25 protein-coding genes are annotated in these 22,713 nt (G+C 72.7%); 17 read left to right on the top strand and 8 right to left on the bottom strand.

Going from position 1 to position 22,713, the window contains the following annotated elements; genetic code table 11:
- Positions 1-22 precede the first annotated feature (22 nt).
- Positions 23-451, bottom strand: a complete 429-nt coding sequence (locus tag V5D56_RS01280) for a MerR family transcriptional regulator (protein ID WP_435737256.1) — start codon at positions 449-451, stop codon at positions 23-25.
- Positions 452-516: 65 nt separating this feature from the next.
- On the opposite strand from V5D56_RS01280, the gene V5D56_RS01275 reads away from it, so the two are divergent.
- From V5D56_RS01275 to V5D56_RS01265, 3 genes are all read left to right on the top strand, one after another.
- Positions 517-2,076 (top strand): SulP family inorganic anion transporter, encoded by a 1,560-nt coding sequence (locus V5D56_RS01275; RefSeq protein ID WP_435737255.1) that lies wholly within the window; start codon positions 517-519, stop codon positions 2,074-2,076.
- Positions 2,077-2,137: 61 nt separating this feature from the next.
- Complete coding sequence (locus V5D56_RS01270) at positions 2,138-2,650, top strand: hypothetical protein (RefSeq protein WP_435737254.1); 513 nt, start codon at positions 2,138-2,140, stop codon at positions 2,648-2,650.
- Entirely contained in the window at positions 2,647-2,955 is a 309-nt protein-coding gene (locus V5D56_RS01265; protein ID WP_435737253.1) for a transcriptional regulator, read from the top strand. Before V5D56_RS01270 ends, V5D56_RS01265 begins: the two co-directional genes overlap by 4 nt.
- 5 nt (positions 2,956-2,960) lie before the next feature.
- Here V5D56_RS01265 and V5D56_RS01260 read toward each other — a convergent pair whose 3' ends face one another.
- Positions 2,961-4,142 carry an APC family permease gene (locus tag V5D56_RS01260; RefSeq protein ID WP_435738932.1) on the bottom strand — a complete coding sequence of 394 codons (1,182 nt, stop codon included), beginning with the start codon at positions 4,140-4,142 and terminating at the stop codon, positions 2,961-2,963.
- Between the two features lie 202 nt (positions 4,143-4,344).
- Between V5D56_RS01260 and V5D56_RS01255 the strand changes: the two genes are divergently transcribed.
- Together V5D56_RS01255 and V5D56_RS01250 are read left to right on the top strand one after the other, a co-directional pair.
- Complete coding sequence (locus tag V5D56_RS01255) at positions 4,345-4,590, top strand: hypothetical protein (protein ID WP_435737252.1); 246 nt, start codon at positions 4,345-4,347, stop codon at positions 4,588-4,590.
- An 11-nt stretch (positions 4,591-4,601) separates the two neighbouring features.
- The gene (locus V5D56_RS01250) at positions 4,602-5,669 is read left to right on the top strand and encodes a YihY/virulence factor BrkB family protein (protein ID WP_435737251.1); all 1,068 of its coding nucleotides are present in this window, start codon (positions 4,602-4,604) and stop codon (positions 5,667-5,669) included.
- Positions 5,670-5,756: 87 nt separating this feature from the next.
- Here the strand turns inward: V5D56_RS01250 and V5D56_RS01245 are convergent, their stop codons facing one another.
- The 5 genes from V5D56_RS01245 to V5D56_RS01225 all read right to left on the bottom strand — a co-directional run bounded on the left by V5D56_RS01245 (position 5,757) and on the right by V5D56_RS01225 (position 10,722).
- On the bottom strand, positions 5,757-7,646 hold the full coding sequence (locus V5D56_RS01245) for an alkyl/aryl-sulfatase (protein WP_435737250.1): 1,890 nt from the start codon (positions 7,644-7,646) through the stop codon (positions 5,757-5,759).
- A 90-nt stretch (positions 7,647-7,736) separates the two neighbouring features.
- Positions 7,737-8,159 carry a VOC family protein gene (locus V5D56_RS01240; protein WP_435737249.1) on the bottom strand — a complete coding sequence of 141 codons (423 nt, stop codon included), beginning with the start codon at positions 8,157-8,159 and terminating at the stop codon, positions 7,737-7,739.
- Entirely contained in the window at positions 8,156-9,103 is a 948-nt protein-coding gene (locus V5D56_RS01235) for a helix-turn-helix domain-containing protein (RefSeq protein ID WP_435737248.1), read from the bottom strand. The genes V5D56_RS01240 and V5D56_RS01235 overlap by 4 nt, the downstream gene beginning before the upstream one ends.
- Positions 9,104-9,181: 78 nt before the next feature.
- Positions 9,182-9,766 carry a DapH/DapD/GlmU-related protein gene (locus V5D56_RS01230; protein ID WP_435737247.1) on the bottom strand — a complete coding sequence of 195 codons (585 nt, stop codon included), beginning with the start codon at positions 9,764-9,766 and terminating at the stop codon, positions 9,182-9,184.
- A gap of 56 nt (positions 9,767-9,822) precedes the next feature.
- On the bottom strand, positions 9,823-10,722 hold the full coding sequence (locus tag V5D56_RS01225) for a helix-turn-helix transcriptional regulator (RefSeq protein WP_435737246.1): 900 nt from the start codon (positions 10,720-10,722) through the stop codon (positions 9,823-9,825).
- A 140-nt stretch (positions 10,723-10,862) separates the two neighbouring features.
- Here V5D56_RS01225 and V5D56_RS01220 point away from each other — a divergent pair, with 140 nt between their 5' ends.
- The 12 genes from V5D56_RS01220 to V5D56_RS01165 all read left to right on the top strand — a co-directional run bounded on the left by V5D56_RS01220 (position 10,863) and on the right by V5D56_RS01165 (position 21,720).
- Positions 10,863-11,876 carry a zinc-dependent alcohol dehydrogenase family protein gene (locus V5D56_RS01220; RefSeq protein ID WP_435737245.1) on the top strand — a complete coding sequence of 338 codons (1,014 nt, stop codon included), beginning with the start codon at positions 10,863-10,865 and terminating at the stop codon, positions 11,874-11,876.
- A gap of 42 nt (positions 11,877-11,918) precedes the next feature.
- A complete protein-coding gene (locus V5D56_RS01215) occupies positions 11,919-12,317 on the top strand; it encodes a (R)-mandelonitrile lyase (protein WP_435737244.1) in 399 nt (132 codons plus the stop codon).
- Positions 12,318-12,422: 105 nt separating this feature from the next.
- Positions 12,423-13,370 (top strand): choloylglycine hydrolase, encoded by a 948-nt coding sequence (gene bsh, locus V5D56_RS01210; protein ID WP_435737243.1) that lies wholly within the window; start codon positions 12,423-12,425, stop codon positions 13,368-13,370.
- A 9-nt stretch (positions 13,371-13,379) separates the two neighbouring features.
- Positions 13,380-13,829, top strand: a complete 450-nt coding sequence (locus V5D56_RS01205) for a hypothetical protein (protein WP_435737242.1) — start codon at positions 13,380-13,382, stop codon at positions 13,827-13,829.
- 24 nt (positions 13,830-13,853) lie between these two features.
- Entirely contained in the window at positions 13,854-14,261 is a 408-nt protein-coding gene (locus V5D56_RS01200; RefSeq protein WP_435737241.1) for a PIN domain-containing protein, read from the top strand.
- Between the two features lie 61 nt (positions 14,262-14,322).
- Positions 14,323-15,258: a cold-shock protein gene (locus tag V5D56_RS01195; protein WP_435737240.1), complete on the top strand. Its 936-nt coding sequence runs from the start codon at positions 14,323-14,325 to the stop codon at positions 15,256-15,258.
- A 95-nt stretch (positions 15,259-15,353) separates the two neighbouring features.
- The gene (locus tag V5D56_RS01190) at positions 15,354-16,742 is read left to right on the top strand and encodes an alanine--tRNA ligase-related protein (protein WP_435737239.1); all 1,389 of its coding nucleotides are present in this window, start codon (positions 15,354-15,356) and stop codon (positions 16,740-16,742) included.
- Between the two features lie 267 nt (positions 16,743-17,009).
- Entirely contained in the window at positions 17,010-18,893 is a 1,884-nt protein-coding gene (gene dnaK, locus V5D56_RS01185; RefSeq protein ID WP_435737238.1) for a molecular chaperone DnaK, read from the top strand.
- Entirely contained in the window at positions 18,890-19,573 is a 684-nt protein-coding gene (gene grpE, locus V5D56_RS01180; protein ID WP_435737237.1) for a nucleotide exchange factor GrpE, read from the top strand. The genes dnaK and grpE overlap by 4 nt, the downstream gene beginning before the upstream one ends.
- Before the next feature lie 160 nt (positions 19,574-19,733).
- Positions 19,734-20,735 carry a DnaJ C-terminal domain-containing protein gene (locus tag V5D56_RS01175; RefSeq protein WP_435737236.1) on the top strand — a complete coding sequence of 334 codons (1,002 nt, stop codon included), beginning with the start codon at positions 19,734-19,736 and terminating at the stop codon, positions 20,733-20,735.
- A 13-nt stretch (positions 20,736-20,748) separates the two neighbouring features.
- The gene (locus V5D56_RS01170) at positions 20,749-21,219 is read left to right on the top strand and encodes a heat shock protein transcriptional repressor HspR (RefSeq protein ID WP_435737235.1); all 471 of its coding nucleotides are present in this window, start codon (positions 20,749-20,751) and stop codon (positions 21,217-21,219) included.
- A 192-nt stretch (positions 21,220-21,411) separates the two neighbouring features.
- Positions 21,412-21,720, top strand: coding sequence for a DUF1540 domain-containing protein (locus V5D56_RS01165; protein ID WP_251149935.1), 309 nt, complete (start codon positions 21,412-21,414; stop codon positions 21,718-21,720).
- Positions 21,721-21,849: 129 nt separating this feature from the next.
- Here V5D56_RS01165 and V5D56_RS01160 read toward each other — a convergent pair whose 3' ends face one another.
- Positions 21,850-22,647 (bottom strand): hypothetical protein, encoded by a 798-nt coding sequence (locus V5D56_RS01160; RefSeq protein ID WP_435737234.1) that lies wholly within the window; start codon positions 22,645-22,647, stop codon positions 21,850-21,852.
- Positions 22,648-22,713: the final 66 nt, after the last annotated feature.

Raw genomic sequence — 22,713 nt, 5'->3', positions numbered from 1 at the left:
GCGGGCCGGCCGGCCCGCCGGCTCAGCGTGAGCGCAGGAGCGCGATGAGCTCGTCGGCCCACTCGAGCTTGCGGGCCAGGTCGGCACGACGCTCCTCCGCGGCACGCACGTAGGCCGCGAGCCGGTCGCGCAGCGCGTCGTCGGGTGACCCGTCCTTGGAGGTGGCCGATGCGTCGTCGTGCGCGGCGAGCTGGTCCGCGACGTCGAGCAGGTCGGCCATCTCCTCGAGCGAGAACCCGAGCGGCTTCATGCGGCGCACGAGGAGCAGGCGCTCGACGTCGTCCTCGGTGTACAGACGGAAGCCGCCGTCGGACCGCCCTGACGGCCGCACGAGCCCGACCTCGTCGTAGTGGCGCAGCGTCCGCAGCGACAGGCCCGTGCGCTCGGCGACCGCACCGATGTGCATCGTGGGTCGCGTGGCGGGTGCGCCGGTACGACGGGAATCGCTCATGGGGACAGTCTTCCGGATCGACGGGCTCCGAACTCTACCCTCACGTAAGGGTAGAGTTCTCGCTCGTGCCACACGACGCCCCCCTCCCGCCCGGTGCGGACCGCGCCACCGCTGTCGCCGCTGTGCCCGAGGCCGACGAGTCCTACTCCGTCCTCGCCGCGCTGCGGTCGCCGCGCCGGCTCAAGACGGAGGTGCTCGGGGGGCTCGTCGTCGCGCTCGCGCTCATCCCCGAGGCGATCGCGTTCTCGATCATCGCCGGCGTCGACCCGCGCCTCGGGCTGTTCGCGTCGTTCACGATGGCCGTGACGATCGCGTTCGTCGGCGGTCGCCCCGCGATGATCTCCGCCGCGACCGGCGCGGTCGCTCTCGTCGTCGCGCCGGTCGCGCGCGAGCACGGCGTGGACTACCTCGTCGCGACCGTGATCCTCGCCGGCGTCATCCAGGTGGCGCTGGGGCTGCTCGGCGTCGCGCGGCTCATGCGGTTCATCCCGCGGTCCGTCATGGTCGGGTTCGTCAACGCGCTGGCGATCCTCGTCTTCCTGTCGCAGCTCCCGCACCTCGTCGGCGTGCCGTGGCAGGTCTACCCGCTGGTCGCCGCGGGCATCGCGATCCTCGTGCTCCTGCCCCGCTGGACGACCGTCGTGCCCGCGCCGCTCGTCGCCATCGTGCTGCTCACCGCGGCCACGGTCCTGGGCGCGATCGCGGTGCCGACCGTGGGCGACGAGGGCGCCCTGCCCGAGTCCCTGCCGTCCCTGCTGTTCCCCGACGTCCCGCTCACGCTCGAGACGCTGCAGATCATCGCGCCCTTCGCGCTCGCCATGGCGCTGGTCGGCCTCCTCGAGTCGCTCATGACCGCCAAGCTCGTCGACGACGTCACCGACACCCACTCGAACAAGACCCGCGAGGCGTGGGGGCAGGGCGTGGCGAACGTCGTCACCGGCTTCTTCGGCGGCATGGGCGGCTGCGCGATGATCGGCCAGACGATGATCAACGTGAAGGCGTCGGGTGCGCGCACCCGGATCTCGACGTTCCTCGCCGGGGTGTTCCTGCTCGGCCTCGTCGTGGGGCTCGGCGACGTCGTGGCGATCATGCCGATGGCGGCGCTCGTCGCGGTGATGGTCATGGTGTCGGTCGGCACGTTCGACTGGCACTCGGTCCGGCCGTCCACGCTCCGCCGCATGCCGCGCTCGGAGACGACCGTCATGCTCACGACCGTCGTCGTGACGGTGTGGACGCACAACCTCGCCTACGGCGTCGTCGTCGGCGTGCTCGTCGCCACGGTGCTCTTCGCCCGCCGCGTCGCGCACTTCACCACCGTCACGCGCCTGGACGCCCAGCAGGGGTCGGGGGCCGACGACGACACCCGCACCTACGCCGTCGAGGGGGAGCTCTTCTTCGCGTCGTCCAACGACCTCGTGTACCAGTTCGACTACGCCGGTGACCCGGAGAACATCGTCATCGACATGACGAAGGCCCACGTGTGGGACGCCTCGACGGTCGCGACCCTCGACGCGATCCGCACCAGGTACGCCGCGAAGGGCAAGACGGTGACGATCGTGGGCGCCAACCCGGACACCGCCGAGCGACTCGACCGCCTCGCAGGGAGGCTCGGCGCGGGGCACTGACCGAGGATCGGCCCCCACATCTCTCTTGCCGATGCGGCAAGTCATCCATAGACTTGCCGACATGGAAAATGACTCGTGGGGCGACGACGCCTCCCAGCGCCCCGTGCCCGGTCCCCCTGCCGCACCCACCGCGGCCGAGGCGCGCGCGGCGCTCGCCGGCCTCGGAGCCGACGACGCGCGGCTCGCCGAGCGCCTGGTCACGCCGGGGTGGTACCACCCGGTGCTCGGCGCGATCGTGGCCGTGATCGTCTGCACGCAGGCCCTGCCGTCCCCGGCGTCCGTCGCCTTCGTACCCGTCGGGATCTTCGCGCTGCCGGCGCTCGTCCTCGTCTACCGCCGGCGCTACGGCCTCTGGATCGGCCAGCCGGCAGGTCCCCGGTCGAAGCGCCTCCTCGGGACGATGGTCGTGCTGTTCCTGCTCTGCCTCGGCGCCGCGCTGGTCGTCAAGTTCACCGCGGTCGGCTACTGGTGGGTGCTGCTGCCTGCGACCGTCGGGTTCGTGGCGTCCGTGGTGCTCGGCCGCCGGTACGACGACGCCCTGCGCCGCGAGCTGGCGGCAGGGAGCCCGGCATGAGCGCCGGCACTGCGCCCGCCTTCAGCGAGGTCATCCACTCGCCGGTGCGGCTGCGCATCTGCGGGGTGCTCCGTCGCGGCGCGGAGCTCGAGTTCGCGCTGCTGCGCGACACGCTCGGCCTGACCGACGCCAACCTCTCGAAGAACCTCCGGGTGCTCGCCGACGTGGGCTTCCTCACCGTGCGCAAGGAGAGCTCGCCCTCGCGCGCGGACGCCCGCCGCCTCACGTGGGTCACGCTCACCCCGGAGGGACGGCGCGCCGTCGAGGCCCACCTCGCCGCCCTCGCCCAGATCGCCGAGGGCTGAGGACGTCACGGCCGTCGCACGCGCCACCATCGCAGCACGACGCCGACGGCGAGCACGCCGGCTCCCGTGACGACGGCGGGCACGGGCAGCGTCAGGACGAGCGCGACGCAGCCCACGGCCCCCAGCACCTGGAGGGCGCGCGGGTACAGGCGGTCGTCGCCGGTCTGCCGGAGCGCCGACAGGTTCGCGACGAGGTAGTACACGAGCACCCCGAAGGACGAGAACCCGATCGCCCCGCGCAGGTCCGTCGTCAGCACCAGGACCACGACCACCGCGCCGACCAGCAGCTCGGCGTGGTGCGGCACCGCGAACCGGGGGTGCACCGCGCCGAGCCACCTCGGGAGGTCGCCGGCGCGCGCCATCGCGAGGGTCGTGCGGCTCACCCCGGCGAGCAGGGCGAGGAGCGCACCGACGCTCGCGGCGACCGCGCCCACCGCGACGACGGCGGGCGCCCAGTCCCACCCGCCGGCCGCCGCGGCGTCGGACACGGGTGCGGTCGACCGTGCGAGCGCCTCCGGGCCCAGGACCGCGAGGAGCGTCGCCGCGACGACGCCGTAGAGCACGACGACGACGCCCAGGGCGAGGAGGATCGCGCGCGGGATGGTGCGCCGCGGGTCGCGCACCTCCTCGCCGAGGGTCGCGACGCGCGCGTAGCCGGCGAACGCGAAGAACAGCAGCCCGGCGGACTGCAGCACGCCGTACCAGCCGCCGTGCGCGCCGTCGGCGTCGAGGACGGTGGACCAGCGCGCCTGCCCGCCCGCGGCACCGGCCGCGACGGTGACCGCGAGCACGACGAGCGTCACCGCGACGAGCACGCGGGCCGCCTGGGCCGTGCGCGTCACCCCGCGGTAGCCCACGGCCGTGAGCACCACGACGACGGCCGCCGCGACGGGCCGCTCCCACCCGGCCGGGGCCGCGTACGCGGCGACGACGAGCGCCATCGCCGCACAGCTCGCCGTCTTCCCGACGACGAACCCCCACCCCGCGACGTAGCCCCACCACGGGCCGAGGTGCTCGCGCCCGTACACGTACGTGCCGCCCGAGGTCGGGTGCTGCGCCGCGAGCTGCGCGGACGACGTCGCGTTGGCGAGCGCCACGAGGGCGGCGAGGGCGAGCCCCACGAGCAGCCCCGTCCCAGCGGCAGCCGCGGCGGGTGCGAAGGCCGAGAAGACGCCCGCCCCGATCATCGACCCGAGCCCGATCGTCACGGCGTCGGCGGTGCCGAGGCGGCGGGCGAGGCGTGGTCCGTCGGAGTGCTGCACGCGCACAGGGTGACAGACGCAGGTGGCCCGCCGGTGAACGCCCCGAGTTGTGGGTGCCGGGGACCGACCTAGGTTCGGGGAAGGACGTCGGCGACGTGAGCCGACCACATCGACGAAGGGGACCGTCATGAGCGAGACCGAGCCGACGGGCGGCCACGGCGCCGACGAGCAGCAGCAGTGGGACGAGCCGCAGGGCGAGCCCGACATCGGCACCGCGGGCGCCTTCCCGGCGCTCGCGAACGACGCCCTGCCGAAGGACCCGGACGTCCCGACCGACGTCGACCCGGGCGACCCGCGCCGTCCTGCGGACGGTGGCGAGCTCGACGACGACGGCGGCCCCCGATCCGACGTGCCGTCCGGCACCGGCGACTGAAGAGGCTGGACATGACCGACAGCGACCGCGCGGGACAGAAGACGGACGTCCCCGCACCGGACGACAGCCGCAAGCCCGACGACCCGACCGACCTGCACGCGCCGTCGTGGAAGTACTCGCTGAAGAGCACGGTGAGCCAGTTCTCCCGTGACCAGTGCCTGGACCTGGCCGCGGGGCTGACCTACTACGCGGTCCTGGCCGCGGCGCCCGCGCTGCTGGCGCTCGTCTCGCTCCTCGGCCTCCTGGGCGACGCGGAGCGCATGGTCGACCGGGTGATGGGCTTCCTCGAAGGACTCGTCCCGGAGGAGACCCTGACCACCATCGAGCCGCTCGTGGAGAACGCCGCCGGGGGCGGCGGGCGGGCGGGGGTTGCTCTGATCGTCGGTGTCGCGCTCGCGCTGTGGTCGGCGTCGGGATACGTCGGCGCGTTCGGCCGGGCGATGAACCGCATCTACGAGGTCGACGAGGGGCGTCCGATCTGGAAGCTGCGCCCCGTGATGCTGCTCGTCACCGTGGTCACCGTGGTCCTCGCCGCGCTCGTCATCGCGGCGCTCGTGCTCACCGGGCCCATCGCGCGCTCGGTCGGGGACGCGATCGGCCTCGGCTCGACGGCGGTCACCGTGTGGAACATCCTCAAGTGGCCCGTCGTCGTCGCGCTGGTCGTGGTGCTCCTCGCCGTCCTCTTCCACGCGACGCCGAACGTGCGGCAGCCGAAGTTCCGCTGGATCAGCGTCGGCGCGGTCGTGGCGCTGCTCGTGTGGGCGATCGCGTCGGCCGGCTTCGGGTTCTACGTGGGGAACTTCGGGAACTACGGCGCGACGTACGGCTCGCTCGCAGGCATCATCGTGTTCCTCCTGTGGCTGTGGATCACGAACCTGGCGCTGCTGTTCGGTGCGGAGCTCGACGCGGAGCTCGAGCGGAGCCGGGAGCTGCAGGCCGGGATCGCCGCCGAGGAGAGCATCCAGCTTCCGCCGAAGGACACGAAGGCGAGCGACACGCGCGAGGCGAAGCGGCAGGAGGCCATCGAGCAGGGCCGCGGCATCCGCGAGTCCGCGTCGGAGAAGACGACCGAGCCCTGAGACGCCGAACCCCGGGTTGTGCGTCCTTCACCGACGTGAAGGGCGCGCAACCCGGGGTTCGGCCGTCTCCGCGGGACGGGCCGGGGCTCAGGGAGTGACGATCGCGAAACCCGTGTCGCCCGGGTCGAGGACGGACCCGAGCCGGGTGAGGGCCGACGCGTCGCCGGTGAGCTCGATGCCCGCCTGCGCGAGGCCCTCGGGCGTCAGACCGCCGAAGGCGATCACGGGCAGCTGGCGCTTCGTCGTGGTGAGCGTGAGGTCGGCGTCGCCCTGCTGCGGCGCGGCGCTGTAGGTGAGGACGCCGTTGGCGAGCCGGAGGCGGTAGCGCTCATCGGCGTCGGTGAGCACGACGTCGATCGAGAGGTTCTCGTCCCACGCGCGAGGGCCGTCCACCTGGACCGCGATGGCGTCGAACAGCATCGACGGCGTGAGCTGACCGAGCATGTCGGGCGAGCTCGTGACGGTCGGCGTCCCGAAGCTGCCGTCGCGCAGCTCGGTCGCGCCGGACAGGTAGAAGTTGCGCCACGGCCCGTTCTCCGAGCCGTACCCGAGCTGCTCGTACGTGTCGGCGAGCAGCTCGCGCGCGCCCGCGTGGTCGGGCTGGGCGAAGACCACGTGGTTGACCACCTCGGCGACCCACCGGAAGTCGCCCGCGTCGAACGCCGCGCGCGCCTTCTCGACGACGGCGTCCGCGCCGCCCATGTAGTCGACGTAGCGCTTCGCCCGCTCGACCGGGACGTGCTCCCACAGCGTCGCCGGGTTGCCGTTGAACCAGCCCATGTACCGCTGGTAGATCGCCTTGACGTTGTGGCTCACCGAGCCGTAGTAGCCGCGCGTGCTCCACGCGTTCTCGAGCGCGGGCGGGAGCGTGATCTGCTCCGCGATCTCCGGCCCGTTGAGGCCCTGGTTGAGCAGGCGCAGCGTCTGGTCGTGCAGGTACCCGTACAGGTCGCGCTGCAGCGAGAGGAACCCGACCACGCGCTCGTTGCCCCACGTCGGCCAGTGGTGGGACGCGAACACGACCTCGACGTCGCCGCCCCACAGGTCGATCGTCTCGGTGAGGTAGCGGGACCAGACGTGGGGGTCGCGCACGACGGCGCCGCGCAGCGTCAGCAGGTTGTGCAGGTTGTGCGTCGCGTCCTCCGCGGCGCACAGCGCCTTGTGGTCGGGGAAGTAGAACAGCATCTCCGAGGGAGCCTCGGTGTCCGGGGCCATCTGGAAGACGATCCGGACGCCGTCGACGACCTCCTCCTGGCCCGTCGTCGTGATCTCGAGCGTCGGCGGGACGAGCGTCACCGTGCCGGTCGACGTGGTCTGGCCCAGCCCGGCACCGACCTGGCCCTGCGGCCCACGGGCCAGCGCGGCGCCGTACATGTACCCGGCGCGGCGCGCCATCGCGGTGCCCGCGTAGACGTTCTCCGCGACGGCGTGCTCGACGAAGCCCGCGGGCGCGAGGATCGGGACGCGGCCGGAGTCGACGTCCTCCTGCGTGACGACGCCCTTGACCCCGCCGAAGTGGTCGACGTGCGAGTGCGTGTAGATCACGCCCGAGACGGGCCGGTCGCCGCGGTGCTCGCGGTACAGGCCGAGGGCGGCCGCTGCGGTCTCCGTCGAGATCAGCGGGTCGATGACGACGACGCCGGTCTCGCCCTCGACGAACGTGATGTTCGACAGGTCAAGACCGCGCACCTGGTAGATGCCCTCCACCACCTCGTAGAGACCCTGCTGGGCGACGAGCGTGGACTGTCGCCAGAGGCTCGGGTTCACGGTGTCGGGGGCGTCGCCCGTGAGGAAGTCGTACGTGTCCCCGTCCCACGCGGGGCTGCCGTCGGAACGGGTGACGACACCGGGCTCGAGCTTGCCGAGGAACCCGCGGCTCGCGTCGTCGAAGTCCTGGGTGTCGGAGAAGGGCAGGCTCTCGAGCAGCGCTCGCTGCTGCTGGACGATGGTGTCGGATGCTGGCTTCGGTGTCGACATGTTCGGAGCATCCCAGCGCGCTCCGCATCGTGCATCCGGAAGTCCTGACCCGCCAGCGGGTGGGGTCGGGAGGGTTCCGGGCGGTGCCGGCTACCGCCCCGAGGGCTCCCCGCGATAGCTGCCGACGGACCACAGGTTCCCCTCGGGGTCGGCGCACGCGAAGGTGCGGCCGCCGTAGTCGGGACTGCCGAGCGGCTGGATGATCCGGACCCCCGCGGCGACCGCGCGATCGTGGATCTCGTCGACCCGGTCGGTCACCACGTAGGCGCCGCCCGTGCCCGGCTGCTGCGTCCACGGGGTGCCGGGCCGGTCGCTCCCGAGCATGACCCCGCCGCCCTCGGGCCACTCCAGCTGGGCGTGCTCGACGACGTCCCCGTCGGCGTCCACCACCGTGACGGTGAAGCCGAGGACCGTCGTGAGGAAGTCAATCAGGGCGTGCGCGTCGCGGGCGCGGAGCGTCGGCCAGACGCGCGGGGCCGGGACCTGGTCTGCTGTGCTCGTGTCTGTGCTCATGGCACGACCCTGCCGTGCGGGCCGCCGCGGGGGATTGAAGGTTTCGGCGGACCGGTCTCGGTGGCGTGGGGCTCCCGGTACGCCTTGGCGGAGAGCGTGCCGAGCTCCTCGGCCAGCCAGCGCGCGGGGCTGGTCCCGACCAGGGACGCGAAGTCGCGCGTCAGGTGGGCCTGGTCGGCATACCCGCACCGGGCCGCGACGTCGGCGAGACCGACCGCCGTGCCCTGCGCGACGCGACCCCCGATCACCTGCTTCGCCCGCTGGAGGCGCAGGAGGCGGTTGAACCGCTTCGGCCCGACGCCGAGCTCCGCGGTGAAGACGGCGTGCAGCTGGCGAGGGCTGAGCAGCACGTGGTCCGCGAGGTCCGAGATCCGGCCCGTGCCTCGGCGTCGCACGAGCCACCGCCAGGCCTCCTCGACGTCGGCCCGTGCCGGTGGCCTGTCGTCGGCCCGTTCCACCTGGTCCCGGAGGAAGCCGCGCACCAGGGCGAAACGTTCGGGCCAGTCGCGGGTCTCGATCAGCCGGTCGCGGAGGTGACTGACAGCAGGACCCGCCACGTCGCTGCCCTCGAACGTCCGGTGGCTCAGCGCCGCGGCCGGGACGCCGAAGACGGCGCGCGCGGCCGTCGGGTGCACGGCCATCTGGATCCCGGACTGCGTCGGCGGCTGCCACACGTACGCCGGCTGCGTGTGCAGCCCGGCCGCGACGACGTCGACGCGCGTGGCCGACGGCCCGGACGCCTCCTCGACGGACCACCCCGTGACCACGGGCTCGTCGAAGGTCACGACGAAGGTCAGGTGGGGTGACGGCAGCCCGCGGTGGATCGACGGGCCGGTGCCGATCCCCTGGGCGGCGTACCCGACGACGGAGGCGACCACCCCGGGCATCAGCCCGTCGGCGCGCCGGAATCCCCACGCAGGAACCTCGTCGACCGGGCGAGCCATGCCTTCCATCCTGGCACCGTCGGCCGGATCGGTCCCCTGGTCGAGGACCGGCTCGCTGGACGGGTCGTCCGTGGGCGCTCAGGTGGCGTTGGCCTCGAAGCCGGTCGCGCGGACGGGCCGGGCCGGGACTCCCGCGACGATCGTGTCGGCGGGCACGTCCTTGGTGACGACCGCACCGGCGCCGACGATCGCGCCGTCGCCGATCGTCACACCGGGGAGGATCGTCACGGCCGCGCCGATCCAGACCTTCCGCCCGATCATCACGGGCGCCGGGATCATGTCGGCGCGCCGGGCCGGGTCGACGGCGTGGTTGAGGGTGACCACCGTGGTGCCGTGGCCGATCAGCGTGCCCTCCCCGACGGTGATGCCGCCGGCGTCCTGGAAGCGGCAGCCCATGTTGAGGAACACGTCGCGCCCGAGGACGAGGTTCTTGCCGAACTCGCAGTGGAACGGCGGGAAGACCGTCACCGACTCGTCGAGGGTCCGCCCGGTCAGCCGGGACATCAGGTCGCGGACCTCCTGCGGCGTGCGGTAGCCGCCGTTCAGCTCGGCGGTGATCCGCAGCGCCTCCTGCGCGGTCTCGTGGAGGAACGCGTGCTGCGCGGAGCCGCCCTCGATGACGTCTCCGCGCCCGACGTGGTCGAGGAAGTCCTGCAGCTGCATCGTGCGGTCCTGTCGTCAGGGGTTGGGGGTGTGGTCCTGCGGCGGCCGTCGGTCGCTCATCGGTCGTTCGTCGGGACGGCGTGGCCGGAGCCGACGGGGTCGACGGTGTCGGCCGCCCAGGACGCCAGCAGGCGCAGGCGTTCGGCCGACGCCGAGCCCGGCTCGGCCGTGTAGACCAGCAGCACCTGGCCCGGCTCCGCGGTGATCGCGAGCTCCTCGTACGCGAGCGTGAGCTCGCCGACCACCGGGTGGTGGAACCGCTTGGTCCCGGACCCGTGGGTGCGCACGTCGTGCGCGCCCCACAGGCGGCGGAACGTCTCGCTGCGCGTCGACAGCTCGCCGACGAGGTCCTGCAGACCCTTGTCGTGCGGGTCCCGCCCGGCCTCCGCGCGCATGATCGCGACGCACATCTCGGCGAACAGGTCCCAGTCCGGGTAGAAGTCGCGTGCTGCGGGGTCGAGGAACTGGAACCGGGCGAGGTTCGGCGTACGGCCGCCGTCGCCGATCACGGGGGAGTAGAAGGCGCGGCCGAGCGCGTTGGTCGCCAGCAGGTCCTGGCGCTGGTCGCGCACGAACGCGACGCCGTCGGTGATCGCGGCCAGCGCCCACTGCAGGCTCGGCCGGGGTGCCGACGACCGGGTCGCACGCCGGCGCGCCCTGCCCGACGACGGGACGCCGTCGGCGGCGCGCGCGAGGTCGAACAGGTGCGCGCGCTCGGTGTCGTCGAGCTGCAGAGCGCGCGCCACGGCGTCGAGCACGGAGGCCGAGGCGCCGCCGACCGCGCCGCGCTCCAGCTTGGCGTAGTACTCCACGCTCACGCCGGCGAGGCTCGCGACCTCGCTGCGCCGCAGGCCGGGGACGCGCCGGTTCGCACCCGCGACGACGCCCGCCGCCTCGGGCGAGACCTTCGCGCGCCGCGACACGAGGAACTCCCGCACGTCCGCCCTGTTGTCCATGGTTCGAGGGTAGGCCGGGCCGGGTGGGCTCGCGGGAGTCCCTGTCGTGGGGTGCACTGCGGGTACACCCCATCACAGGAACTCCCACCAGGCCGAGACCCGGCGCACGCTGGTGTCCACCGAACAGAAGGAGAACCCCCATGCGTGGCGTCATCATGCACGGTCCCGGCGACGTCCGGGTCGAGGACCGCGAGGACCCGACGATCGTCGACCCCACCGACGCGATCATCCGCCTGGCCGCGACGTGCATCTGCGGGTCCGACCTGTGGCCCTACCGCGGCGCGGACCAGGTGGACCACGCGGCGATGGGCCACGAGCACGTCGGCGTGGTCGAGGAGGTCGGCACCGAGGTCACCACGGTCAGGCCCGGTGACTTCGTCGTCGGCTCGTTCGTCATCTCCGACGGTACGTGCGAGATCTGCCGCTCCGGCTTCCCGTCCAGCTGCGTGCACCGCATCTTCGTCGACGGCGCGATCGGCACCCAGGCGGAGAAGGCCCGCATCCCCTTCGCCGACGGCACGCTCGTCGCCACCCCGGGCCTGCCCGACGCGGACCTCGTCCCGCACCTGCTGGCCGCGTCCGACGTCCTGGGGACCGGCTGGTTCGCCGCCGTCGCCGCGCAGGCCGGCCCCGGGAAGACGGTCGCGGTGGTGGGCGACGGCGCTGTCGGTCTCATGGGCGTCCTCGCCGCGAAGCAGCTCGGCGCGGAGCGCATCATCGCGATGTCCCGGCACACCGACCGCCAGGACCTCGCGCGCCACTTCGGCGCGACCGACATCGTGGAGGAGCGCGGCGAGGCGGGCGTCGCACGGATCAAGGAGCTCACCGGGGGCCTCGGCGCCCACTCGGTGATCGAGGCGGTCGGCACGCAGGAGTCGATGGTCCAGGCGATCGGCGCGACCCGCCCGGGCGGGAACGTCGGCTTCACCCACGACGTCCAGCTTCCCGGCGAGCTGCTGTTCTTCTCCCAGGTGCAGATCCTCGGCGGCCCCGCCCCGGTCCGCCGCTTCCTGCCCGAGCTGATCCAGCTCATCTGGGACCGCAAGATCGACCCGGGCAAGGTCTTCGACCTGACCCTCCCGCTCGAGCAGGCCGCCGACGGGTACCGGGCCATGGACGAGCGACGCGCCACCAAGGTGCTCCTCACCGTCTGACCAGCAAGGGCCGACGCCCTCGACGACGAAAGGACGAGCAGCATGAAGATCACGACGAGCGGCGGCAAGACCGCCCCCGGGCCGGGTGACTGGTTCACCGGCACCGTGTACATCGACGGCATCCGCGACCCCGACGACCAGTCCGCCGTCGGCGCCGCCCACGTACGGTTCGCCCCGGGGGCTCGCACGGCCTGGCACCGCCACCCCCGGGGGCAGACGCTGTACGTCACCGACGGGATCGGGTATGTCGCGACCCGCGGTGGTGAGGTCCAGGAGATCCGGCCCGGCGACGTCGTCTACGTCGAGCCCGGTGAGGAGCACTGGCACGGCGCGACGGCGGACCGGTTCATGGCTCACGTCGCGATGCAGGAGGCCGACGACGAGGGCCAGGTCGTCACGTGGCTGGAGCACGTGACCGACGACGACTACGGTCGCCGCTGACCTGCGGAATCCTGTCCCAGGTGCTCGAGACCATTCCCGGATGCATCCTGGGACAGGGACCGGCGCGGCGCCCGGCCCCGCCGGGCCGACCGACAGGGGGACGCCATGTGCACGGGCATCAGGTTCTCGGACGGCCACGACAACCTCTATCTCGCACGGAACCTCGACTGGACGAGCGGCTACGGGCAGCAGGTCGTCGTGACTCCCACGGGGTACGCGCCCCGGTCGCCGTTCGGCGCGGTCCCCGGCATCCGCCACGCGACCATCGGCATGGGCATCGTGGAGGACGGCACGCCGCTCTACTTCGACTGCGGCAACGACGCGGGGCTCGCCGTCGCCGGGCTCAACTTCCCGGGATACGCCGTCTACGCGCCCGGGCCGGTGGAGGGCGCGACCAACGTCGCCGCGTTCGAGCTCCCGCTGTGGGTGTGCTCGCAGTTCGCGAGCGTCGACGAGGTCGAGGCCGCGCTGGCGGACGTGGTGATCGTCGACAGGCCGATCAACGACAAGTACCCGAGCTCCTTGCTCCACTGGATCATCGGCGACGCGAGACGTGCCATCGTGGTGGAGCACACGACCGACGGCATGCACGTGTTCGACGACGACGTCGACGTCCTGGCGAACCAGCCCGGGTTCGCGTGGCACCACGAGAACCTGCGCAACTACCTCAACACCTCGCCGGAGTTCCCCGAGGAGGTCGAGCTCGGCAGGGCACAGCTCGCGCCGTTCGGCTCGGGCTCGCACATGCGGGGCATCCCGGGCGACTACTACTCGCCGTCGAGGTTCGTCCGTGCGGCGTACGTCAACGACCACTACCCGACCAAGGAGAGCGAGGAGGAGAACGTCAGCCGCGCGTTCCACACGCTTCAGCAGGTCGCGATGGTGGACGGCTGCGCCGCGATGGGCTCGGGCGAGTTCGAGATGACCATCTACACCGGGCTCTTCTCGTCCCGGACGCAGACCTACTACTGGAACACCTACGACGACCCGGCGATCCGCAGCGTCGCGCTTGCCGACCGCTCGCCCGGCGGGACGGAGCTCGTCGTCGCCTAGGGTGCGCGTATGAGCAACCTCAGCACGGTCGGAGACCGGGACGCGTGGCGCTGCTGGCTGTGCGACGAGCCGGTGGATCCCGACGCCTCGGTGAACTCCGACCTCGGGCCCAGCGTCGACCTCGGCGCTACAGCGTCGAAGAAGGCGAAGAAGCCCGCGGCGGGCACCGAGCGGCTCGCCCACCGCGCGTGCAACACGCGCAAGGGAGCGGTGGCGCCGGTCGTGCCGTGGTCGCCGGACCTGTTCGTCGTCGACCCCGCGCCCATCGTGCCGACCGTCGAGCGCCTCGGGCGCAAGGGCGGTCGCGAGGTCGTGGCCCGCTGCCCGAGCCGCGCGGACGCCGACCAGGCCGCGGCCTGGCTCGTGGACCGGTTGTCGCGCCTGGCTCCGGACCTCGCCGTCACGACGCAGGTCGAGCCGGGCGGCGGCCAGTTCCTCCTGGTCCTGCGCGCCGCTTGAGGCGACGACAGTCGTCGGCACCGGGTGATCCTCCGGCGGTCCATCGACGCGAGCGTTCTGCCCGAGGAGGTCGCGATCAGCGCTGTGACGCTCGCCGAGCTCGCGGCCGGGGTCCACCTGGTGGCCGGGGACGACTCCGCCGCACGGGCCGAGCGGGCGCGGCGCACCGACGTCCTGCAGCGGGCGGAGCACGAGTTCGACCCGATCCCGTTCGACGCCGAGGCAACCCGCGCCTTCGGCCGGATCTGCGCAGCCGTCCGCGGTACGGGCAGGACGCCCCGTCGTCGCGTGGCCGACCTGATGATCGCCGCCGTCGCGGTGGTCAACGGCCTCCCGCTCTGCACGACGAGTCCCGACGACTTCGCGGGGCTCGAGGAGCTGCTCCAGGTCGTGGAGGTCGCTCGTCCGGTCGACGGGGACCGGGACGGCTGATCCCTCCGCTGTTCGTCGGGGACACTGGTGACAGCACCATCTGCCGAAACAAGGAGTCGCAGTGCCCCAGGGAACAGTCCGATGGTTCGACGCCGACCGAGGGTTCGGCTTCATCGACCTCGGGAACGAGGCCGAGGACCTGTTCGTCCACGCGTCCGAGATCGTCGGCGACGACGGACCGAAGCAGCTCCGCGAGGGGCAGGTCGTGGAGTTCGAGGTGGGCGAGGGTGACCGAGGCCCGCAGGCGCGCCGCGTCCGTGTCACGGGCGACAGGCCGGCCGACGCGGCCCTCGGCGTGCTCGGCATCGTCGCCTGGTACGAGCCGACCAAGGGGTACGGCTTCGTGACGCCCGACGACGGTCGCGGCGAGATCTTCGTCCACAGCTCGGCCATCGTCGGGGGCGGCGTGATCTCGGAGGGTCAGCGGGTGGCGTTCCTCGTCGTCGAGGGGGAGAAGGGTCCGCAGGCGGACCACCTGCTGCCGCTCGGGGCCCAGGCCGCGGGGCAGGCCGTGCCCTCCGACGGCGCGGACGGCACCGTGCGGTGGTACGACGACACGAAGGGCTTCGGGTTCGTCGCTCCCGACGGGGGTGGCGACGACATCTTCGTCCACGTCAGCGCGCTCGGCGGGGGCCTGACCGAGCTCGTCGAGGGCGCTCGCGTCACGTACGACGTCGTCGCCGGCGACAAGGGGCCGAACGCCCGCAACGTGCAGCTCGTGCGCGGTTCCGGGAGTGCGCGCGCGGCCACGGACCGCGGTCGGCCGAGCCGTCCCTCGGCATCCGGTGCGCCGGTGCGCGGAGGCGAGGGCGTCGTCGCGCGCTACGACGCGGACCGCGGTTTCGGCTTCATCACGCCCGACGCCGGGGGCGCGGACCTGTTCGTGCACGTGTCGGTCGTGCGGGGAGCCGAGGTCCTGGAGGAGGGCGACCGCGTCCGGTTCAAGATCCGTCAGAGCGACCGGGGGCCGCAGGCCGACAGCGTCGAGCTGATCTGAGCGAGCCGGCCCTCCGACTTCGCGTCGTGAGGAGCGTCGCCGACCGCAGGGAATTGCCCTGGAGGTCCGCCCGCGCGGTCCCTAGGGTCGACGAGATGGACGCCCAGGAGATCCGCTCGGCCTACCTCGAGTTCTTCGTCGAGCGAGGGCACGCCGTGATCGAGCGAGCGCCCCTGGTGCTGCGCGAGGACCCGACGACGTTGTTCACCGGTGCGGGGATGCAGCCGTTGATGCCCTACCTGCTGGGCGTGCGGGAGCACGGTGCCGGGCCGCTCCTGGTCGACTCGCAGCCGTGCGTGCGGGCGCAGGACATCGACGAGGTCGGGGACCGACGGCACACGACCTTCTTCGAGATGCTGGGGAACTGGAGCCTGGGAACCGCTGACGTGGAGCAGCAGGTCCGGTGGTTCGCCGAGTTCCTCACGACGGTCGGTGTCGACCTCGGGCGCCTGTACGTGACGTGCTTCCGCGGGTCGCCCGAGCACGGGATCCCGCGTGACGACGCGGCGGCTCGGGCCTGGGTCACGGTCTTCACCGAGCATGGCGTCGCGGCACCGCTCGTGGACGTGGGCTCCCGTGCGGACGGCGACCGTGAGGGGATGCGCGGCGGTCGGGTCTTCCTCTACGACGCCGAGGAGAACTGGTGGAGCCGCGGCGGCGGCCTGGAGGGCACGCCGGTGGGCGACCCCTGCGGACCGGACTCGGAGGTGTTCTACGACCTCGGGCCCGAGCACCACGACCCGTCGGTCGGCGAGCCCCACCCCGCGAGCGAGGGCGGACGGTTCGTCGAGATCGGCAACCAGGTGTTCATGCGCTACCGCCGCACCAGCGAGGGCTTCGTCGCGCTCGACGAGCCGAGCATCGACTTCGGGGGCGGGCTCGAGCGCATCGCCGCGGCCGCCGCGGGGACCCCCGACGTGTTCGACGTGAGCCTCCTGCGCCCCCTCGTCGACCGTCTCGAGGAGCTCAGCGGTCGCACGTACGCGGAGGACCCGCGTCCGTTCCGCGTGATCGCGGACCACGTCCGTGCCGCGACGTTCCTCGCCGCCGACGGGGTGCGCCCGAGCAACAAGACCCACGGGTACGTCCTGCGGCGGCTCGTCCGTCGGGCCGTGGTGCACGCTCTCCACCTCGGCCTGGAGGAGAGGTTCGCCGACGACCTCGTGGCCGTCGTGGCCGAGACGTACGGCGAGAGCTACGCGAGCCTGGTCGAGCAGCGCGAGGAGCTGAGTGCGGTCCTCCACGACGAGGAGGCACGCTTCCGTCGCACCGTGCACCGGGGGCTACGAGAGCTCGACAAGCTCCAGGGAGCGACCGTCACCGGCGAGGACCTGTTCGTGCTCGCGGACACGTGGGGATTCCCCGTGGAGCTGTCGGTCGACGAGGTCCGCCGCCGCGGCATGGCTCTCGCCACGGACTGGCGAGAGGTCTACGGGCTGCACCGTGAGCGCCAGCGCACGCGGTCGCGCGCAGCGGCCCGCTAGGGGAACCCGGCCCGTCGGGCGCGCGGGGGGTGCGGACGTCGCCGTGCCCGGCCCTCGCGTCCCGTCGACGGGGCGAGCCCTGCCGGGAATGAACGGCTCGCGACCAAGGTTGAGCCAGGTGGACTCAAGTCTGGCGCCGCGAACTTGCGTGAGCAGTCATCCGGTGCCTACCTTGAGTGAAGCAGACTCAACCCGGCTCGCCCGGGCCGCCGAGCGCCGTCGCGCGCCGGGGACCGAGGCGACCACAGCACAACGGAGGCAGCACACATGGCACGAGCAGTCGGGATCGACCTCGGAACCACCAACTCGGTCGTCGCCGTCCTGGAGGGCGGCGAGCCCACCGTCATCGCGAACGCCGAGGGCTCGCGCACGACGCCGTCGGTCGTCGCGTTCTCCAAGACCGGCGAGGTCCTCGTCGGCGAGGTCGCCAAGCGTCAGGCCGTCACGAACGTCGACCGCACCATCAGCTCGGTCAAGCGCCACATGGGCACCGACTGGGACGTCGAGATCGACGACAAGAAGTACACCGCGCAGGAGATCTCCGCGCGCATCCTCGGCAAGCTCAAGCGCGACGCCGAGGAGTACCTGGGCGAGCCCGTCACCGACGCGGTCGTCACGGTCCCCGCGTACTTCAACGACGCCGAGCGCCAGGCGACCAAGGACGCCGGTCAGATCGCGGGCCTCAACGTGACCCGCATCGTCAACGAGCCCACCGCGGCCGCGCTCGCCTACGGCCTGGAGAAGGGCAAGGAGGACGAGCTCATCCTCGTCTTCGACCTGGGCGGCGGCACGTTCGACGTCTCGCTCCTCGAGGTCGGCAAGGACGAGGACGACTTCTCCACGATCCAGGTCCGCGCGACGTCGGGCGACAACCGCCTCGGCGGCGACGACTGGGACCAGCGCATCGTCGAGCACCTCATCAAGCAGGTGAAGAACAGCTCGGGCGTCGACCTGTCCAAGGACAAGATCGCCCTGCAGCGTCTGCGCGAGGCCGCCGAGCAGGCGAAGAAGGAGCTGTCGTCCGCGACGAGCACCAACGTCTCGATGCAGTACCTCTCGATGAGCGAGAACGGCCCGATCCACCTGGACGAGAAGCTCACGCGCGCGCAGTTCCAGCAGATGACGCAGGACCTGCTCGACCGGACCAAGGCCCCGTTCCACAAGGTCATCTCCGACGCGGGCGTCTCGGTCTCCGACATCGACCACGTCGTTCTCGTGGGTGGCTCCACCCGCATGCCGGCCGTGACCGACGTCGTGCGCGAGCTCACCGGCGGCAAGGAGCCCAACAAGGGCGTCAACCCGGACGAGGTCGTGGCCGTCGGCGCCGCGCTGCAGGCCGGCGTCATCTCGGGCGACCGCAAGGACGTCCTGCTCATCGACGTGACCCCGCTGTCCCTCGGCATCGAGACCAAGGGCGGCGTGATGACCAAGCTCATCGAGCGCAACACGGCCATCCCGACCAAGCGCAGCGAGATCTTCTCGACGGCCGAGGACAACCAGCCGTCGGTGCTCATCCAGGTCTTCCAGGGCGAGCGCGAGTTCGCGCGCGACAACAAGCCGCTCGGCACGTTCGAGCTCACCGGCATCGCGCCGGCCCCGCGCGGCGTGCCGCAGATCGAGGTCACCTTCGACATCGACGCGAACGGCATCGTCCACGTCGGCGCCAAGGACCGCGGCACCGGCAAGGAGCAGAAGATGACCATCACGGGCGGCTCGGCGCTGCCCAAGGACGACATCGACCGCATGGTCAAGGAGGCCGAGGAGCACGCGGCCGAGGACAAGAAGCGTCGCGAGGAGGCGGAGACCCGCAACCAGGCCGAGGCGTTCGTGTACTCGACCGAGAAGCTCGTCTCCGAGAACAAGGAGAAGCTCCCGGCCGACGTCGTCACCGAGGTCGAGGCCGACATCGCGTCGGTGAAGTCCGCGCTCGAGGGCGAGGACGCCGCCGCCGTGAAGACGGCGCACGAGAAGCTCGTCACGTCCTCGCAGAAGATCGGCCAGGCGCTGTACGCGTCGGCCGAGCAGGAGCAGGCGGCAGGCAACCCCGGGGCGGCGCAGGACGACGCGACCGCCGCGGCGGGTGCCGGCTCGGCGCCTGACGAGGACGTCGTCGACGCCGAGATCGTGGACGACGAGGACGACAAGAAGTGACGTCGGACGACGCACGGGGCCCCGAGGAGCAGGCCGGCGAGACCGGTCAGGGCCCCGAGGAGAAGCCGTTCCAGTTCACCGACAAGCGCAAGGTCGACCCGGAGACCGCCCGGCCGCGCGAGAGCGCGGCCGGGGCGGGCCCCTCGGCCGAGCCTGCGGCCGGTGCGCCGGCCGAGGCCGGCGACGAGGCGGGTACCGACCCGCTCGCCGGGCTCGACTTCGAGCCCTCGGGCGAGGCCGAGGTCGACGCCGCCGTCCTGGCGGCGAAGGCCGAGGCGGCGCAGCACCTCGACTCGCTCCAGCGCGAGCGCGCGAGCTTCACGAACTACCGCAACCGGGCGCTGCGCGACCAGGAGGCCGCGCGCACCAAGGGCGTGGAGGACGTGCTGACCGCGCTCCTGCCCGTGCTCGACGACGTGGACCGCGCCCGCCAGCACGGCGAGCTCACGGGCCCGTTCGCCGCGATCGCGGACAAGCTCGACGCGAGCCTCGAGCGGTTCGGGGTGCAGCGGTACGGGACGGTCGGCGAGGAGTTCGACCCGAACGTCCACGAGGCGCTCATGCACCAGACCGACCCCGAGGCCACCGCGTCCACGGTGAACCTCGTCATCGAGCCGGGCTACCGGATCGGCGAGCGCGTCGTGCGCGCCGCGCGCGTCTCCGTCGTCGGCCCGGAGTAGCACCACCCCCGTGCCCGACGGCGCGGGCGCACCTTCCGCGCGAAGGTGCGCTCCGCCGTCGGGCACGGGACGATCACCACCGGGAGCGCCGCAGCGCCCCGGTCGAGCACCGCGAGGACAGACCCACGAGCACACGAGACACGACCCGGAGGGAGGCGCCATGACCGGCCAGGACTGGATGGAGAAGGACTTCTACGCCGCGCTCGGCGTCCCCAAGGACGCCGACGACGCCGCGATCAAGAAGGCGTACCGCAAGCTCGCCCGCCAGTACCACCCGGACCAGAACCCGGGTGACGACGCGGCGGAGGCGAAGTTCAAGGAGATCGGCGAGGCCTACGCCGTGCTGTCCGACCCGAAGGAGCGCGAGCAGTACGACGCGATCCGGGCGATGGCGGGCGGCGGCGCGCGGTTCTCCGCGGGTCCGGGCGGCGCCGGCGGCGCGGGCTTCGAGGACCTGTTCGGCGGGATGTTCGGCGGCGGCGCCCCGGGCGGGGCGCGCGTGCGCTACTCGACCGGTGGCCAGGGCGGCGCGGGGTTCGAGGACATCCTCGGGTCGATGTTCGGGGGCGGGGCCGGTGGTCAGCGGTTCGCGGGCCAGGGCTTCGGCGGCCCGCAGGCCGGCGCCGACGTCGCCGCAGCCACGACCCTGCCCTTCCGCCAGGCGGTCGAGGGCTCGACCGTCACGTTCACCGTCGACGGCCGCCAGGTGACCACGCGCATCCCTCCGGGCGTGCGGGACGGCCAGAAGATCCGGCTGCGCGGCAAGGGTCGCCCGGGCAGCGGGGGCGGTCCGGCCGGCGACCTCGTCGTCACGGTCCACGTCACGCCGCACCCCGTGTTCGCGCTCGACGGGACCAACCTGCGCGTGAGCGTCCCCGTGACGTTCGCCGAGGCGGCGCTGGGCGCCACGATCTCCGTGCCGACGCTCGACGGGTCCACGGTCAAGGTCAAGGTGCCCGCGGGCACGCCGTCGGGCCGGACGCTGCGCGTCAAGGGCCGCGGCGTGACGGCCGCCAAGGGCACGGGCGACCTCCTCGTGACGGTCCAGGTGGCCGTCCCGCAGAAGCTGTCGAAGGCCGCGCGCGAGGCGGTCGAGGCGTTCGCCGCCGAGACGGACGGGCAGGACGTGCGCGCGGACCTCGCCCGCCAGGCGGCCCAGTGACGGAGGTGGCGTCGTGAGCCAGGACGTCCCCGAGGACGCGCCCGTCCTCGTCATCTCCCAGGCGGCGGCGCTCGCGGGCATGCACCCGCAGACGCTGCGCCAGTACGACCGCCTCGGGCTCGTCGTGCCGCGTCGCGCCGCAGGGCGCGGGCGCCGCTACTCGCTGCGCGACGTCGCGAAGCTGCGCGAGGTGCAGCGGCTCAGCCACGACGAGGGCATCAACCTCGCCGGGATCCAGCGCATCCTGGCGCTGGAGTCGCAGGTCGAGCGGCTCGAGCGCCGGCTCGAGGCCCTCTCGGCGCGCGTCGAGCCGGGCGGTCGCGTGTTCGCCGCTGCGGCGAGCGGCGACGTCGTCGTGGTCCCGCGCGGTCGCAGCGTCCGGCGCGGCGTCGACGACGCGCTGCGCGAGACGTTCGCCGAGCACGCCGAGGCGCGTGCGCTCGTCATCTGGCGGCCGTCCGCCCGGTCGCACGACGAGGGCTGAGCCTGTCGAGGCGGACGGGCCGCAGTCCCGAGAGACCGCCTGCGGTGCATTTTCGAAAGAATGATGTGCGCTATTGAAATGCGCGCGCGGCAATTGTTAGCCAGGCCTTGCTTGCTATACACGAGGGAATTCCGGGAATACCGTGGAGAACGGAAGCCCGGCCCCCCGGGTCCTCGGAGCGAGGAGACAACGATGAGCAGCCTCATGGAGATGCCCCAGGTCGTCGAGTGTTCCATCGACGGGTGCGGGTACAACCACGACCACGGGTGCCACGCCGGCGCCGTGACGATCGCCGGCCACGTCGGCGACGCGGAGTGCGCGACCTTCATCCCGCTCGGGACCAAGGGCGGGCTGGAGAAGGTCCTCGCGCACGTCGGTGCGTGCCAGCGCACGGAGTGCGTCCACAACGAGTCGCTCGAGTGCTCGGCGCCGTCCATCCGCGTCGGTGCGGGCCCGTCGAGCGAGATCAGCGCGGACTGCCTGACGTTCACCCCGCGCTGACGCGCGGGCTCCTCGGAAGGCGGTCCGGTAACCCACCGGACCGCAGGGACGCCCCGCCCCCTGACGCCCCGGAACGAGCGCTCGCCCGCTCGGCCGGGGCGTCGTCGTGCCCGGCCTGGAGCGGACTGCTCAGCGTTGGAGCGTGTCGAGGAGCGCGACGGCGGCGGCGTGGGTCCCCGGCAGCGGCTCGGTCCACAGGCGCGGCGGACGGCGCAGGATCGCCGAGACGCCGAGCGAGAGCCCGGTGCGCTCGATACGACGGCGCAGCTCGACCCGGACGGCCTCGCCGTCGACCAGACGCTCGCCCAGGACGACGAAGAGCCCGTTGCCGAGCGACGCCATCGGGTGCCCGTCGCCGAAGGTCTGCGTGAGCGCCCGACCCATCGCGGCCGACCGGGCGAAGCGTTGCCAGCCCGTCAGGTCGTCGACGGCCACGTCCACCACGAGCAGCCCGTGGGTGTCGCCGACGGGCACGCCCGAGCGCTGTGCCGCGCCGTACGTCTCGCGGAGGCGATGGGTCAGGTACTGGGGCGTCGCGAGCCCGGACTCGGGGTCGAGGACCTCCGGGGAGACCGGCGTCGCGGCGTAGCCCTCGGCCCACCCGACCGCGACGGCGCGCAGGAGCTCGAGATCGGGCTCGCGGTCGTGCGAGCGGTACAGGCACGCCACGTCGTCGATCGCCTCGCCGATGCCGACGCCGGCCTCGCCTCGAGCGTGCCCCAGCCGCTCCGCGGCGGGGGTGACGTCCTGCCGGTCGACGACGGCCTCGGCCAGCGCGTCGACGGCGGGGTGGTACCAGTCGCCCGGGCGCAGCCAGACCGTCTCGGCGCTCCTCTCGCGCCAGGCCTCGCGCAGCTGCTCGGGGGCAGGCGCGGCGTACCCCTGGATGTGGTCCATGTACATGAGACGCGCGGGAGCCGCCCTCATGACGCGGGTTCGACGAGAATCTTCGGCACGGTGCTGCAGCGGGTGAAAAGAACCGCCGGTAGCGGG

It is taken from the genome of Cellulosimicrobium sp. PMB13 (assembly GCF_051294865.1).
Taxonomy (GTDB): domain Bacteria; phylum Actinomycetota; class Actinomycetes; order Actinomycetales; family Cellulomonadaceae; genus Cellulosimicrobium.
This window is presented reverse-complemented; position numbering and strand designations above follow the sequence as displayed.